General features: G+C 67.6%; 13 protein-coding genes. 12 read left to right on the top strand and 1 reads right to left on the bottom strand.

All coding sequences use genetic code 11. The features are described 5' to 3' along the window. Positions 1 to 78 precede the first annotated feature (78 nt). Positions 79 to 1557 carry an AMP nucleosidase gene (locus ACK8CO_RS08985; protein ID WP_414898912.1) on the top strand — a complete coding sequence of 493 codons (1479 nt, stop codon included), beginning with the start codon at positions 79 to 81 and terminating at the stop codon, positions 1555 to 1557. Positions 1558 to 1837: 280 nt separating this feature from the next. Then, on the top strand, positions 1838 to 2125 hold the full coding sequence (locus tag ACK8CO_RS08980) for an HU family DNA-binding protein (RefSeq protein WP_080614825.1): 288 nt from the start codon (positions 1838 to 1840) through the stop codon (positions 2123 to 2125). A 237-nt stretch (positions 2126 to 2362) separates the two neighbouring features. On the opposite strand, the gene ACK8CO_RS08975 is transcribed toward ACK8CO_RS08980, so the two are convergent. Continuing rightward, entirely contained in the window at positions 2363 to 3133 is a 771-nt protein-coding gene (locus ACK8CO_RS08975; protein WP_414898911.1) for a DeoR/GlpR family DNA-binding transcription regulator, read from the bottom strand. A gap of 272 nt (positions 3134 to 3405) precedes the next feature. On the opposite strand from ACK8CO_RS08975, the gene hisN reads away from it, so the two are divergent. The 10 genes from hisN (at position 3406) to eutC (ending at position 14965) form a co-directional block, all read left to right on the top strand. Next, on the top strand, positions 3406 to 4200 hold the full coding sequence (gene hisN / locus ACK8CO_RS08970; protein ID WP_080614827.1) for a histidinol-phosphatase: 795 nt from the start codon (positions 3406 to 3408) through the stop codon (positions 4198 to 4200). Between the two features lie 72 nt (positions 4201 to 4272). Next, complete coding sequence (locus tag ACK8CO_RS08965) at positions 4273 to 5847, top strand: ABC transporter substrate-binding protein (protein ID WP_414898910.1); 1575 nt, start codon at positions 4273 to 4275, stop codon at positions 5845 to 5847. 84 nt (positions 5848 to 5931) lie between these two features. Beyond that, entirely contained in the window at positions 5932 to 6912 is a 981-nt protein-coding gene (locus ACK8CO_RS08960) for an ABC transporter permease (RefSeq protein ID WP_080614829.1), read from the top strand. Then, positions 6912 to 7823 carry an ABC transporter permease gene (locus tag ACK8CO_RS08955; RefSeq protein WP_080614830.1) on the top strand — a complete coding sequence of 304 codons (912 nt, stop codon included), beginning with the start codon at positions 6912 to 6914 and terminating at the stop codon, positions 7821 to 7823. Before ACK8CO_RS08960 ends, ACK8CO_RS08955 begins: the two co-directional genes overlap by 1 nt. 1 nt (position 7824) lies before the next feature. Then, positions 7825 to 9678, top strand: a complete 1854-nt coding sequence (locus ACK8CO_RS08950) for an ABC transporter ATP-binding protein (protein ID WP_414898909.1) — start codon at positions 7825 to 7827, stop codon at positions 9676 to 9678. Continuing rightward, entirely contained in the window at positions 9671 to 10945 is a 1275-nt protein-coding gene (locus ACK8CO_RS08945) for a Zn-dependent hydrolase (RefSeq protein WP_414898908.1), read from the top strand. Before ACK8CO_RS08950 ends, ACK8CO_RS08945 begins: the two co-directional genes overlap by 8 nt. Next, complete coding sequence (locus ACK8CO_RS08940; protein ID WP_414898907.1) at positions 10942 to 11883, top strand: phosphotransferase; 942 nt, start codon at positions 10942 to 10944, stop codon at positions 11881 to 11883. Before ACK8CO_RS08945 ends, ACK8CO_RS08940 begins: the two co-directional genes overlap by 4 nt. Beyond that, entirely contained in the window at positions 11880 to 12824 is a 945-nt protein-coding gene (locus ACK8CO_RS08935) for a phosphotransferase (RefSeq protein ID WP_112316134.1), read from the top strand. The genes ACK8CO_RS08940 and ACK8CO_RS08935 overlap by 4 nt, the downstream gene beginning before the upstream one ends. 18 nt (positions 12825 to 12842) lie before the next feature. Next, the gene (locus tag ACK8CO_RS08930; protein WP_414898906.1) at positions 12843 to 14231 is read left to right on the top strand and encodes an ethanolamine ammonia-lyase subunit EutB; all 1389 of its coding nucleotides are present in this window, start codon (positions 12843 to 12845) and stop codon (positions 14229 to 14231) included. Then, positions 14228 to 14965 carry an ethanolamine ammonia-lyase subunit EutC gene (gene eutC / locus ACK8CO_RS08925; RefSeq protein ID WP_414898905.1) on the top strand — a complete coding sequence of 246 codons (738 nt, stop codon included), beginning with the start codon at positions 14228 to 14230 and terminating at the stop codon, positions 14963 to 14965. Before ACK8CO_RS08930 ends, eutC begins: the two co-directional genes overlap by 4 nt. Positions 14966 to 15167: the final 202 nt, after the last annotated feature.

The following is a 15167-nucleotide window of genomic DNA, read 5'->3' as shown; positions in this document are numbered from 1 at the left end:
CAGAGAGCGAGGCTTGCGCCTCGCGGGTAAAGCGTGACACTTGGCCCGAGCCCGACCCAGCCGACCGGAGACCCGCCCATGCCGGACCACAGCGATTTGCCGCTTTCCAGCCCCAGCCTGCCCGCCCCCGAAAGCTTCACCGATGCGGCCCGGGCGGTCGAGCGGCTGGTCGAGATCTACGAAACCGCAATCGGCTTTCTCAGGGCTCGTTTCGACGAGGTGCTGGCCGGATCGGCCCCCCGCGTCCGGTTCCGCGCGGTCTATCCCGAGATCCGCTTTTCCACCGTCACCCATGCCCTGGTTGACAGCCGCCTTTCCTTCGGTCATGTCGCCGAGCCCGGGACCTATGTCACCACCGTCACCCGGCCCGATCTTTTCGCCAATTACCTGCGCCAGCAGATCGGCCTGCTTCTGGAAAACCACGGTCAGCCGGTGGTGATCGGCCCCTCGACCACGCCGATCCCGATTCATTTCGCGATGGGCAGCGCCGGGGTCACGGTGCCCCAGGACGGTGCGCTGGATGTGCCTTTGCGCGATCTCTTCGACGTTCCGGACCTGACCACGACCAATGACGACATCGTCAACGGCACCTGGTCGATGCCCGAGGGCGTGGCCCGGCCGCTGGCGCCCTTCACCGCGCAGCGGGTCGATTATTCTCTGGCCCGGCTCGCGCATTACACCGCGACCGCGCCCGAGCATTTCCAGAACCATGTCCTGTTCACCAACTACCAGTTCTATGTCGAGGAATTCGAGGCGCTGGCGCGGCGGGCGCTGGCCGATCCGGACAGCGGCTATACCGCGCTGGTCGGCCCCGGCAATGCCGAGATCCGGGCGCCCGAGACCCAGCTGCCGGTGCCGCTCAAGCTGCCGCAGATGCCCTCCTATCACCTCAAGCGCCCCGACGGGCAGGGCATCACGCTGGTGAATATCGGCGTCGGCCCCTCGAATGCGAAGACCGCGACCGATCATATCGCGGTGCTGCGCCCGCATGCCTGGCTGATGGTGGGCCATTGCGCGGGCCTGCGGAATTCGCAGCGGCTGGGCGATTTCGTGCTGGCCCATGGCTATCTGCGCGAGGATCACGTGCTCGACAACGATCTGCCGCTCTGGGTGCCGATCCCGGCGCTGGCCGAGATCCAGGTCGCGCTGGAGGATGCGGTCGAGGAGGTGACGCAGCTCGAGGGCTATGGGCTCAAGCGGATCATGCGCACCGGCACGGTGGCCACCATCGATAACCGCAACTGGGAACTGTCGGACCAGACCGGCCCGGTGCAGCGGCTGTCGCAGTCCCGCGCCATCGCGCTCGATATGGAAAGCGCCACCATCGCCGCCAATGGTTTCCGCTTCCGGGTGCCCTATGGCACGCTGCTTTGCGTGTCGGACCGGCCCTTGCATGGCGAACTGAAGCTGCCCGGCATGGCTTCGGATTTCTACAAGACCCAGGTTGCGCGGCATCTGGCCATCGGAGTCCGGGCGATGGAGCTTTTGCGCGACATGCCGCTGGAACGCATCCATAGCCGCAAGCTGCGCAGCTTCGAGGAGACGGCCTTTCTCTGACCCATGCGCATCGCCCGGGCGATGCGGTTCGGGATGGGGCGGGTCCGGGCGCATGCGCCGTCGTTTTCGGTTTCGGGTGAGGCCTTTGGGCCCGGGAACCGGGGGAAAAGCGCCGGTGCGGTCGGCTTCGGCTTGCGCATTGCCGCCGATGGGCGGAAAAACGGTCGCAGAACGCTATGAAATACGGTTGTTTGCCCCACAAATGGTTGTGTGGGTCCGCAATACTGAGTTAAATACACGCGACACGCCCCCATAGAGGGCAGGAACGAGGAGACCATACATGGCCAAACCCATGACCAAGACCCAGCTGGTTGCGGCCCTCGCCGAGGAGATGGAGGCCGACAAGAAAACGGCCTCTGCCGCCCTCGACGCGATCACCGCGATCATCACCCGTGAGGTGGCGGCCGGCGGTTCGGTGACCCTGCCCAGCGTGGGCAAGATCTACTGCCGCGAGCGCCCCGAGCGCATGGTGCGCAACCCCGCCACCGGCGAGCAGTTCAAGAAGGACGCCGACAAGGTGGTGAAGGTTACCATCGCCAAGGCCCTGAAGGACAGCGTGAACGGCTGAGCCACCGGGTTCAGTCCGATTTTCACGGTTCAAGGGCCGCCCGCAGGGCGGCCCTTTCGTTTTGGGAAGGGGCGCGGCCCGTCCCCGGAAACGCGACCGACCCGGCGAAGGGCCAACGGGGCGGTATCCGGTCGGACCGGCCGGGTCCGATGACAGCCGGGCGCCTGCCTGGGCTGTCGACAACCTGGCCTCTCTGGCATTTTCCGCGTTGTTGCCGGGGGTGCGACCGGCCCGGGCTCAGAAGCCTGCCCCCGTGTCCGCGTAATGGACCTGGCCCCGGGGCAGACGCAGGCCGCGGTCGGCGGCCTCATCGGTGACCAGATGGTCGATCTCGTCGAGGCGGCAGATCGAGACCCGGCTTTCGGTGCCGATCTTCTCGGAATGGCACAGCATGATGCAGTCGCGCGAGCGCCGCATCATGGCACGGGCGACCTCGGCCTCGTGCAGCGCGTAATCGGTCGCGCCCCGGTCCGCATGCAGCCCGACCGGCGAGAGCACGGCGTAATCGGCCAGGAAGCGGTCGATCTCGGAGAGGGTCATCTCGCCATAGGTGGCGGGCACGTCTGTATGGGGGCGTCCGCCCAGCAGAAGCGTGTCGCAGTCCCGGGCGGGGCCCGCGAGCTGTGCGATCTCGATGGAATTGGTGATGATCCGCATCTCGCCCATCCGCGCCAGCGCCCGGGCGAAGGCGCAGGTCGTGGTGCCGGCATCGATGAAGACGGTCGAGCCCGGCGGGATCAGGGTCGCGGCCAAGGTGCCGATGGCGGCCTTCTTGTCGGCATGGGCGACGCGGCGTTCCGAGAAGGCGGGCTCGGGCAGGATCTCGCGCTCCGTCGCGACGGCGCCGCCATGGACGCGGGTCAGGCTGCCATTCTGTTCCATCTCGAGCAGGTCGCGGCGCACGGTTTCATGCGAGACGTCGAACATCCGCGCCAGCTGGGCGGTGAAGACCCGGCGGTCATGGCCGAGCCGTTCCAGGATCTTCGAATGTCTTTCGTAAGGCTGCATCCTGTCGGGTCTCCTGTATCGGTTGTGTGGTTTTAGCAGGTCCTGAGGGATTCGCCACATTTACGAGGGAAATTTGTGTGTTTTGGCGGCGAAATGCCGCTTCCCTGTCCGTAAAGCCGCATAATTCGCGCTCTTCTGGGCGTAAAACGTGCTCTCTGCTAGGGCGATTTGTGAATTCTGGGGATTCATGTGCGTTTTTCTTGACATTCGAGCCCCTGCTTGTGGAGGCTGGAGGCGGAACAAGTCGAATTGCAGGACCGGGGTTGGCAGGTATGAACGAGTTGGGCGATGCGCTGCGTTTCGCGAATGACACGGCAGACGAGGCGGGCCGCATCGCGCTGAAGCATTTCCGTCAGGCGCTGGATGTCGAGAGCAAGGCCGATGACAGCCCCGTCACCCTCGCGGACCGCGCCGTCGAGGCGCTGATGCGCGAGCGGATCATGGCGCGCTTCCCCGCCCATGGCATCTTCGGCGAGGAAGAGGCGCCGCTGCGCCCCGACAGCGAGCATCTTTGGGTGGTCGATCCGATAGACGGCACCAAGAGCTATGTCACCGGCAATCCGCTGTTCGGCGGGCTGATGGCGCTTCTGAAGGATGGCGCGCCCTGTCTGGGGCAGATCGACATGCCCGCGCTTGGCGAACGCTGGTGCGGGGTCGCGGGGCAGGCCACCACCCTGAACGGCCGGCCCTGCCGCACCAGCGGCTGTACCGATCCGGCCGAGGCCTTCGCCTACACGACCGACCCCATGCTGTTTGCGGGCCCCGATGCCGAGGTGCTGGAGATGCTGCGCCGGACGGTCCGGATGCTGCGCTTCGGCGGCGATTGCTATGCCTATGCGCTTCTGGCCTCGGGGCATTGCGATCTGGTGCTGGAAACCGGGCTGCAGCCCTATGACTACCTGCCGCTGGTGCAGGTCATCCGCGGCGCGGGCGGGGTCATCACCGACTGGCAGGGACAGCCGCTTGGCGTCGGCTCGAGCGGCGAGGTGCTGGCTGCGGCCACGCCCGGGCTGCACGGCGCGATGCTGGAGCGGATCGAAAGATTGCGGACAGGCCAGGCGGCCTGAGGCAGCGATCCCGGATCAACCGGGGCCTGCCGTCATGACGACAACAGACAGACCAACAAGGAGTGCACGACCATGGATAGGCGGAATTTTCTCCGATACGGCGCGATGGCGGGGGCGGCGCTGGGGGCGGCGCGGATCAACCCCGATTTCTTCTTCAGCTCGGCCTTCGCGCAGGAGGCCCGCCCGCTGGTCTTTCTCTCGGCCGAGAACATCACCGGCAACTGGGACCCGACCGCCCACACGACGCTGTCGCAGACCAATATCGAGGGCTTCGTCATGGGGTACCTGACCCGGGCCCCGATGCGCCCCGATGATCCCGAAAAGGTGGTCTATGAACTCGCGACCGAGATCACCGAACTCGATGCCCACCGGTTGCAGATCAGGCTGCGGGACGGCGTCACCTTCCATGACGGCAAGCCCTTCACCTCCGAGGACGTCAAGGCGACCTTCGAATACGGCGCAAAGCTCGACCGGCCCAAGCAGGTCTATCCCGGCGGCCCTGACACCTTCGCCGTCGAGACCCCCGACGACCATACCGTGATCGTCGATACCTCGAAGGGCGGCTATGGCGCCTCGCTCTTCATCTTCCTCGCCTCCTATCTGCCGATCCTGTCCGCGAAGGACGTGGCCGAGGGCCCCAAGGGGGTGCTCAGCCAGCGGCTGAACGGCACAGGCCCCTTCCGCTTTGTCGAGCAGCGCGGCAACGACACCGTGATGGAAGCCTATGAAGGCTATTTCCGCGGCGCGCCCAAGGTCACGGGCGTCACCTTCTCTTTCGTGGGCGATGCGACGACGCGGATGCTGTCGCTGATGAACGGGCAGGCCGATGTCATCGAACGGCTCGAGCCCGAACAGGTCGAGACGCTGGAGGCGCGCGACGACATCAAGATCTCGCGGCTGGTCTCGGTCGAGAACAAGTACCTGTGGTTCCGCTGCTCGAAGCCGCCCTTCGATGACTGGCGCGTCAGGAAGGCCGCCTGCCATGCCATCGATCGCAGCATGATCATGGAGATCATGGGCTCGGCCGGCGAGGCCTCGTCGAATTTCGTCTCGCCGATCAAGTTCGGCTATGTCGATCTGGAGAATTACCCCGAATACGATCCCGAGGAATGCCAGCGCCTGCTGGCCGAGGCGGGCTATCCGGGCGGCGAGGGTCTGCCCGAGCTGGAATACATCACCTCGACCGGCTTCTATCCCAAGACCAAGGAATATGGCGAGCTGATCGCGGTGCTGCTGCAGGAACAGGGCTTCCCGGTCACGCTGAACGTGATGGAGGTCGCGGCCTGGAACGAGCGGCTTTACGACCGCCCCGGCGGTGGCCCGGGCCATATGGTCGATTGCGGCTGGTCGACGGGCTCGCCCGAGCCCGATCTGGTCCTGCGCACGCATTTCCATTCCAGCTCCAAGCGGATCTGCGGCATCGTCGATCCCGAGATCGACGCGGCGCTGGATGCCGAACGCGATGCGCCCTCGCTTGAGGCGCGCAAGGAAAGCCTGCAAACGAACCTGATGCCGATGCTGGCCGACAAGGTCCCGGCGCTGAGCCTGTTCACCTCGGTCCTGATCCACGGGATGCGGGCCAATGTGGACGGGCTCTTCATCTATCCCGACGGCCAGTCCGATGCGTCCATGACGACCCTCGGCTGACTGGCCGGCCGGAGCCCCCGCACCCCACTCCTCCTTGGGGGCTCCGGCCATTGACGGGACTGCCACGCATTCGGGAGCTTGCCGATGTTCATCCTACGATTCCTCGCGCGACGGCTGGGGCAGGGCGCGATCATCATCTTTCTGGTCTCGGCCCTGATCTTCACGCTGTTGCGCGTCGTGCCGGGCGATCCGGTCCGGCTGATGGTGGGGGGCATGGCCCCCGACACCCTGGTCGAGGAGATCGCCGCCGAAATGGGGCTGCGCGATCCGATCCATGTCCAGTTCGGCCGCTACATGGGCAAGGTGCTGCAGGGCGATCTGGGCGAATCCTTCGTGCGGCCCGCCAGCGGCGCGGCCGTGGGAGGCGCGAGCTTCGACGATTCCACCCGGGGCGAGCGCGCCAAGGTACTGGACCTGATCGCCGAGACCGCGCCGATGACCCTGCAACTGGCGCTGCTGGCCATGGTCTTTGCGCTGATGATCGGGGTGCCGATCGGCGTCTGGGGCGGGCTTTATCCGGGGCGCCTGCCCGACCGGCTGGCGCTTTATACCTCGTCCCTGTTCGTGAGCCTGCCGAATTTCTGGCTGGGGATCGTTCTGGCGCTCCTGTTGTCGGTAAAGCTGAACCTTCTGCCCGCCATCGGCTATCGGGGCTTTTCCTACACCATTCTGCCGGCGCTGGTGCTGGCGGTAGAGATCGCGCCCTTCATCATCCGCACCCTGACCGTCTCGGTCGCGGGCGTGATGGGCCAGAGCTTCATCGACATCGCCCGGGTGCGCGGCCTCTCGCGCAACCAGATCGTCTTTCGCCATGCGCTGAAGAATTCGGCAGTGCCGCTTCTGAACCTCTTGGGCGTGCAGTTCTCGATGCTTCTGGGCGGGGTTCTCGTGATCGAGTTCATCTTCGACTATCCGGGGCTCGGGCTTCTGACCATCAATGCCGTGATGCAGCGCGATTTCCCGCTGATCCAGGGCATCGCCATCGTCACCGCCGCCGTCTTCGTCCTGATCAACATCGCCGTGGACCTTCTGGCCACCGCCATCGATCCGAGGCTCGATTACTGATGACCAGCACCGACATGCCCCTTGCCACGGCCGGCCCCGAGGCCGGGCGCCGGATCTCGACCCGGATCTGGCAGACCGCCTTCGCCTCGGTCGAGTTCCGGATCGGTCTGGCCGTCTTCGTTCTGCTGCTGCTGGCGGCGCTTTTGTACCCCGAGCTCAGCGGCATCGACCCGACCAAGATGAACATCCGCGCCAAGCTGACCCCGCCTTTGTTCATGGGCGAGGGCTGGAACTGGGCGCATCCGCTAGGCACCGACCAGCTCGGCCGCGACATGCTTTCGCGGGCTCTCGTGGGGCTGCGCTATTCGCTTCTGATCGGGGTCTCGACCACGGTCCTGATGCTGCTGGCGGGCGCGATGATCGGGCTTTTCGCGGGTTATTTCAGCGGGCGCACCGATACCGTGCTGATGCGGCTGACCGATGCCCAGCTCTCGGTCCCGATGATCATCCTCGCGATCACCATCCTCGGCGTCTCGCGGCCCACCATCCCCTCGATCATCCTGGTGCTGGGGCTGGCGGGCTGGCCGGTCTATGCGCGGGTGATGCGCTCGACCGTGATGGCCGAGCGCAAGAAGGAATATGTGCGCGGCGCGCTGGTGTTGGGGGCGACCGATCTTCGGATCATGTTCACTCTGCTTCTGCCGCTGGTGCTGCCACCGATGGCCTTCGTCGCGGTGCTCGATATCGCGCGGATGATGATCTTCGAAAGCGTGCTGGGGTTCCTCGGGCTCGGGGTCCAGCCGCCCACCCCCACCTTCGGCAATGTCATCGCCGACGGGCGCAAGTACCTGATGAACGCCTGGTGGATCGCCACCATGCCCGGCGTCTTCCTGGTGCTGACCTTGACCAGCATCAACCTGATGGGCGCCGCGCTCGAACGCGCCCGGAACGCGATCTATGGAGGGGCGTGAGATGGCCTTGGACACGACCGGAGCTACCGAAACCCTTCTCTGCGTGCGCGGCCTGAGCGTCGCGGCGGGCGAGAAACCGATCCTGACCGATATCTCCTTCGATCTGGCGCCGCGCTCGATCCTGTCGGTGATCGGGGAAAGCGGCTCGGGCAAGACCGTACTGGCCCGCGCGCTGGCCAGCTGGCTGTCGGCGCCGCTGAGGGTGACAGGCGGCGAGATCCGGTTTCGCGGTCGCGATCTGGTGGCCGATCCGGCCCATGCCCGCAGCCTTGCCGGGCGCGAGATCGCCTATGTTGGCGGCAACCCGGCGGGCGCGCTCGATCCGACCATGACGGTGGGCGCACAGCTGGTGGAAAAGCTTCGCGCGGTCCGGCCCGACATGTCCGCCGATGCGGCGCGGGACAAGGCGATCCGGCTTCTAGAGGCCGTGCATATCCCCTCGGCCGGGCGGCGGTTTCATGAATATCCGTTCCAGTATTCGGGCGGCATGATGCAGCGGGCGATGATCGTCGATGCGCTGATCTCGGATCCCGCGCTTCTGATCGCCGACAACATCACCCAGCCGCTCGATGTGACCGTGGCCGCGCAGATCCTCAAGCTGATGCGCGAGCTGAACCATGACTTCTCGACCGCGATCCTGTTCATCTGCTCGTCGCTGCCGGTGGCCTGCGATGCCTCGGACGAGGTGATGGTGCTGCATGAGGGGCGGGTGGTCGAGCGCCAGACCCCGGCCGCGCTGGTGGCGTGTCCCGGACATGCCTACACCAAGGATCTGATCGCCGAGCTGCCGACGCTCTGGCAGGGGGGCGAGACCGGCGCGGGGCGCGGGATCGATCGGAACCGGCGCGCGATCATGTCGGTCCGGGGGCTGGCCAAGGCCTATGAGGTCCGCGCTCGGGGCCAGGCCGGCGTGTCACGGGTGCAGGCCGTGCGCAATGTTGAATTCGACGTCTTCCCGGGCGACAATTTCGGCGTGGTGGGGGAATCCGGCTGCGGGAAATCCTCGCTGATGCGGCTACTGACCGGGCTGGAACGGCCCGATGCGGGCTCGGTCTTCTTCGAGGGCGAGAATGTCGCTGCCGCCAGCCCCAAACGCCTGCGCGCGCTGCGCCGCAAGTTCCAGCTCGTGCTGCAGGACCCTTACGGCTGCCTGCCGCCGCAATCCGCGATCGGCGCGATCCTCGAAGAGCCCTTGAAGATCCACCGGATCGGCAACGCCGCCGAGCGGCGCGACCGGGCGCGGGCGGTGATGGCCGAGGTCGGGCTTTCGGACAGTCTGTACCGGGCGCTGCCGACCGGGCTGTCGGCGGGCCAGCGCCAGCGGTTGAACGTGGCCCGCGCGATGATCCTGGAACCCCGGCTGCTGATCATGGACGAGACGCTGTCGGCGCTTGACCAGACCGAACAGGGCAAGCTGCTGGATCTCTTCGACAAGCTGCAGGCCCAGCACGGCTTCACCTATATCTTCATCTCGCATGACCTGACGATGGTGCGGCAGGTCTGTTCGCGGATCGCGGTGATGTATCTCGGCGAAACCGTCGAGGTCGCGCCCAATGAGCGGCTCTTCTTCGACCCGGGCCATCCCTACAGCCGCGCGCTGCTGTCGGCTGCGCCGACGCTGGAAGAACGCCGCTACCGCCCCGAGGACTGCCTGCTGGAGGGCGAACCCCCCAGCCCCATCGACCTGCCCCCGGGCTGCGCCTTTGCCAGCCGCTGCCCGCAGGCCTTCGACCGCTGCCGGGCCGAGAACCCGGCGCTCCGCGCCCGCGGCGATCACGCGCTGGCCGCCTGTTTCCTCAACCCCGACCCCGACATCGCGCTGCATGAAACCGCCACGGAGACGCCCCATGCCTGAGACCCCGAGCCTTGCCCGCATCGACGCGGATCTTCTGAACCAGCTGATGGAAAAGGTGTCGGAATTCGGATCGACCGGCGATGGCGGGGTCGACCGCCCGGTGCTGACCGATGCCCACAAGGCCGCCCGCGACTGGTTCCGGGCCGAGCTGACCGCGCGCGGCTATACGGTGCTGGTCGATGCCATCGGCAATCTCTTCGGCCGGATCGACCTTGCGGGGCCGGACGCGCCCCTGGTGATGATCGGCTCGCATCTCGACAGTCAGCCCAAAGGCGGGCGGTTCGACGGCGCCTATGGGGTGATGGCGGCGCTGGCCGCGGTCGAGAGCTTTCGCAAGGCCAGCGCGGCGCCGCGCTGCAACTACGTCATCGCGGACTGGATGAACGAGGAGGGCGCGCGGTTCCAGCCCAGCCTTCTGGGCTCGTCGGTCTTCGCGGGGCTTTTAGACCTAGACTGGGCGCTGGCGCGGCACGACCGCGACGGCAAGAGCGTGGGCGAGGAACTGGTCCGCACCGGATACAAGGGCACCGACGCGGCGCCGCGCCCCGATCTGTATCTCGAGATCCATATCGAGGGCGATGCCAGGATGGAGACGGCGGGCGCCCGCATCGCGCCCTTCCTGCGCCATTGGGGCGCGCTGAAGGTCAGGATCGAGGTCACGGGCGAGCAGAACCATACCGGCCCGACGCCGATGGAGGACCGCAAGGATGCGGTTCTGGGCGCGGCCCATATCATCGCCGAGGTGCGGCGGCTGGCGGATGTGGCCGAGGACACGCTGTTCACCTCGGTCGCGCGGGTCGATATCTCGCCCAATTCGCCCAATATCGTGCCCGGGAAGGCCATCCTGTTCTGCGAATTGCGCGCGCCCGAACAGGCGATGCTGGACTGGTCCGAGGCCAGCCTGCGCGCGGCCCTGCCGGAACTGGCGGCACGGGCGCGGACCACGGCCGAGATCATGTCCATCGACCGCCGCCCGGCGGGCAAGTTCGACCCCCGGCTGGCGATGCTGACCGAGCGGGTGGCAGACGATTTCGGGCTGCCGAGGATGCAGCTCGACACCATCGGCGGGCATGACGCGGTGGCGGTGAACGCGATCCTCCCGAGCCTCGTTTTCGCGGTGCCCTCGGTTGGCGGCGTGATCCACCGCAATGACGAATACACGAGCCCCGAGGATCTGGCCGCAGGCGGCGACGTGCTGACCGACATGGTCCGCCGGATCGACCGCGCGGGCGGCGATCTGGATCTTGCCCTCGGGGCGAATGCATGAGCGGGGCGCTTGTTACAAACGAGATGATGGCCGCCGCCTGTGCCGCTGCCGGGCTGGCCTGCGACGGGGCCGGCCCCGGGCCTGCGCCGCTGGCCTCGCCCAGCTATCTGGCGCTGGAAAGCGCCTCGATCCTGACGGGCGAGGTCTTCCTCAAGGTCATGCATCCCGAGATGAGGGAGGGGTTCGACCTCGACGCCGCCATGACGCTGGCACACCAGGCAGGCGCGGCCGGGGTCGGGCCGCAGGTGCTGTGGTCGGACGCCGCGCAGGGCGCCATCGCCATGGAGGCCCTGACCGAGGCCGATGGCTGGCGGCGCGCGATGCAGAAGGACTTGCAGGAGCCGCCGGTTCTGGCCGGGGCGATGGCCGCGCTGAAGGCCTTGCACGCGACGCCCGCGCTCGCCACCCGCTTCGATCCCTTCGCGCAGATCGACGCGCAGATCGCCGAATTCGGCCGGATCGGCGCGCCGCTGCCCGACGATATCGACTGGCTGCGCCGGTTGATCGGGGCGGCCGAGCCGGTGCTGCGGACGGGCGCGACGCTGGCGCCCTGCCGCAATGACGGCGCGGCCTCGAATCTGATGCTGGGGCCCGGGGGCACCGTGCTGCTGGTCGATTACGACCGCGCGGGGATGAACGACCCGCTTTACGATCTGGGGGTCCTGCTGGCCGAGGCCACCGATTTCGAGCGCGACATGCAGGCGGGCTATGCCGCCTATGCCGGGGGCGTCGACGACGCGGGCTTTGCCCGCGCCCGGCTCTGGTCCTTCGTCGATGACATGCTGCACGCGCTTTGGGCGCGGCTGAAGGCGCGGACCTCGGTCCGGGGCGGCGTCGAATGGCTGAAATACGGCGAATGGCGGCTGATGCGGCTGCGGATGGCGCTGAACCATCCGCAATTCGAGCAGAAGATCCGGCTGGCAGGAGGGGCGGCATGAACATGAAGACGCTGGGGCAGGCCGCGCATCCGATGGAAGAGGCGATCGAGGCGGTGATCGCCAAGGCGCCGCTGTTCCGGGGCGGGGCGGGCATGGTCTATGGCCCGGTCTCGGGCGGGATCAGCAACGAGAACTGGCGGGTCACCGCGACCGACGGCAGTGGCGACTGGTTCGTCAAGATCCCCGGCAACGGCACCGAGATGTTCATCGACCGCGCGGCCGCCTTCGAGGCCTCGCAGAAGGCGGCGGCGGCGGGGCTCGGCCCCCGGGTCTATGACGATCTGGCCGCCGAGGGCGTCGAGATCAACGATTTCATGGCCGACCGCCGCCCCTCGACCCACAGCGATTTCGCGGTTCCCGAAAACCGCCGCGCGGCCATTGCCGCCTATCGCCGGATGCACGCGCTGCCGCCCTTGGCCGCGACCAAGACCGTCTTCGACATGATCGACGAACACGCCGCCCAGGCCGCCGATCTGGGCGCGCCGCGGTTTCGCGACCATGACTGGATCATGCTGAACGAGGCCATGGCGCGCGAGGCGCTGACGGCCTCGGGGCTGGATCTGGTGCCCTGTTTCAACGACCCGATGCCGGGGAATTTCATGATGGGCGAGGATGGCTCGATCCTGCTGATCGACTACGAATATGCCTCGATGAACGACCGCTGCTACGATCTGGGGATCTGGTTCGGCGAGATGTTCTTTACCCCCGCGCAGGAACTTGAGTTGATCGAGGCCTATTTCGGCGCGGTCCGTCCCGAGATCGTGTCGCGGGTCATCGTCCACAAGGCGCTGGCCGACGTGAAATGGGCGTTGTGGTCGATGGTGCAGCTCAAGGTGTCGCGACTGGCCTTCGATTTTCACAAATACGGAATGTGGAAGCTGATGCGGTTTCGCCAGATCACCGGCCATGCCGACTGGCCCGGGCATCTGCGGACGGTCTGAGCGGGAAAGGCGGGAAACATGCCCCGATACTGTGCCATCGCCGGGGGCGAGCGGTTCGCCTTCGACAGTCTGGCCCGGCTCCTGGCCGCAGCGACGCCGGAACGCTCGGGCGACCAGCTTGCGGGCATCGCGGCCCAAAGCGCGACCGAACGGGTCGCGGCGCGGCGGGCGCTGGCCGATCTGCCGCTGGCCGCGTTCCTCACCGAGGCGGTCGTGCCCTATGAGGCCGACGAGGTCACGCGGCTGATCCTGGACAGTCACGACCCTGCGGCCTTCGCCCCCTTCGCGGCGATGACGGTGGGCGATCTGCGCGACTGGCTGCTGTCGCCCGCGGCCCATGCGAAAAGCCTTGCCGCGGCCGCAGCGGGGTTGACGCCCGAGATGGTCGCGGCGGTGTCGAAGATCATGCGCAATCAGGACCTGATCCGGGTGGCGCGCAAGGTCGAGGTGGTGACCGCCTTTCGCAACACCATCGGCAGGACCGGGACGCTGTCGACCCGGTTGCAGCCCAACCACCCGGCCGACGACGCGTGCGGCATCGCGGTCTCGACGCTGGACGGGCTGCTGTTCGGGGCAGGGGACGCGGTGATCGGCATCAACCCGGCCTCGGACAACCTGGGCAATTGCGCGGGCCTGCTGGCGGCGCTGGACGAGATGGTGACGGCTCTGGCCATCCCGACCCAGACCTGCGTGCTGACCCATGTGACCAACGCGCTCCGCCTGATCGAGGGCGGCGCGCCGGTCGATCTGGTGTTCCAGTCGGTCGCCGGGACCGAGGCCGCCAATGAGGGGTTCGGCGTCACCCTCGCGATGCTGTCCGAGGCGCTGGAGGCCGGGCGCAGTCTCGGCCGGGGCACGGTCGGCGACAACCTGATGTATTTCGAGACCGGGCAGGGCGCGGCGCTTTCGGCCGATGCCCATCACGGCGTCGATCAGCAGACGCTGGAGGCCCGCGCCTATGGCGTCGCCCGCGCCTTCCGGCCGCTGCTGGTCAACACCGTCGTGGGCTTCATCGGGCCGGAATATCTTTATGACGGCAAGCAGATCATCCGCGCCGGGCTCGAGGATCATTTCTGCGGCAAGCTCCTGGGCCTGCCGATGGGGGTCGATGTCTGCTACACGAACCATGTCGAGGCCGATCAGGACGACATGGACGTGCTGATGACGCTCTTGACCCGGGCGGGCGTGACCTTCCTGATCACCGTGCCCGGCGCCGATGACGTGATGCTGGGCTATCAGAGCCTCGCCTTCGAGGATGTCGGCTATCTGCGCGAGGTGACCGGGCTGCGGCCCGCGCCGGAATTCGAGGCCTGGCTGGCGAAGACGGGGCTGGCGCAGGGCGCGGCGGGCCCGGCCGCGCTGCCGGATGCGGCGGCGCTGGGCAAGCGGATGGGGATTCCGACATGAGCGGCAGCGTCAGCACGGGGTTCGGACGGCTGCGGGCGATGACGCCCGCCCGGGTGCGGCTGGATGCGGCGGCGGGCCCGACACCGCTGGATGCGCTTCTGGCGTTTCAGGAGGCCCATGCCGCCGCCCGCGACGCGATCCATGCCCGGCCCGACTGGGACGCGCTTGCCGCGGCGCTGACCCCGCTGGCCACGATCCGGGTGCAAAGCCAGGCGGTCGCGCGCAGTATCTATCTGCGGCGCCCCGATCTGGGCCGCCATCTGGCCGGGCCGGTGGATCTGCCGCGCACCGGCGCTCCGCTCGTCGTGGTGGTCGGAGACGGGCTCTCGGCCCCGGCGCTGGCCCATGCCGCGCCGGTGATCGCGGCCCTGCGCGCGGCGCTGCCCGAGCTGGACGCCACGCCCGTCATCCTGGCCGAGGGTGCGCGGGTGGCGCTTGGCGATGACATCGCCCGGCGGATGGGGGCCGCGATGTGCCTGATGCTGATCGGCGAGCGCCCGGGGCTCAGCGTCTCGGACAGCCTCGGGGCCTATCTCACCGCCAACCCCGTGCCCGGCACAAAGGACAGTGCGCGGAACTGCGTCTCGAATATCCACCGCACCGGTGGGCTGTCGCCCGAGGCGGCGGCCGCGCGCATCGCCTGGCTGATCGCGGCTGCCCGCAAGCTGGGCCGGACCGGCGTCGTGCTGAAGGATGAAAGCGGAGCGCACCCGGCCGGGACACTTGCCCCCTAGCCCGCTGCCCGGGCGGGCCGGGTCGCGGTCCTGCCTTGCGCGGCCGTTCCGAAGGACCGTCGGGCGGCGGGCGAGACGCTTCTGCCATCACGCCGCAGCCCCGGCTTCTGTCGCCGCGATCTTGGCGGCCTTCCGGCTCGAACGGTCCGGGGCCGCGCCCTGACCTTTTCACCTACCCTGATGGCGATGGCCTGTCCGCGTT

The organism is Rhodovulum sp. HP10 (assembly GCF_047553435.1).
In the GTDB taxonomy this organism is placed as follows: Bacteria; Pseudomonadota; Alphaproteobacteria; order Rhodobacterales; family Rhodobacteraceae; genus Rhodovulum.
The sequence above is the reverse complement of the archived record's forward strand: the minus strand, read 5'-3'. Positions and strand labels throughout refer to the sequence as shown.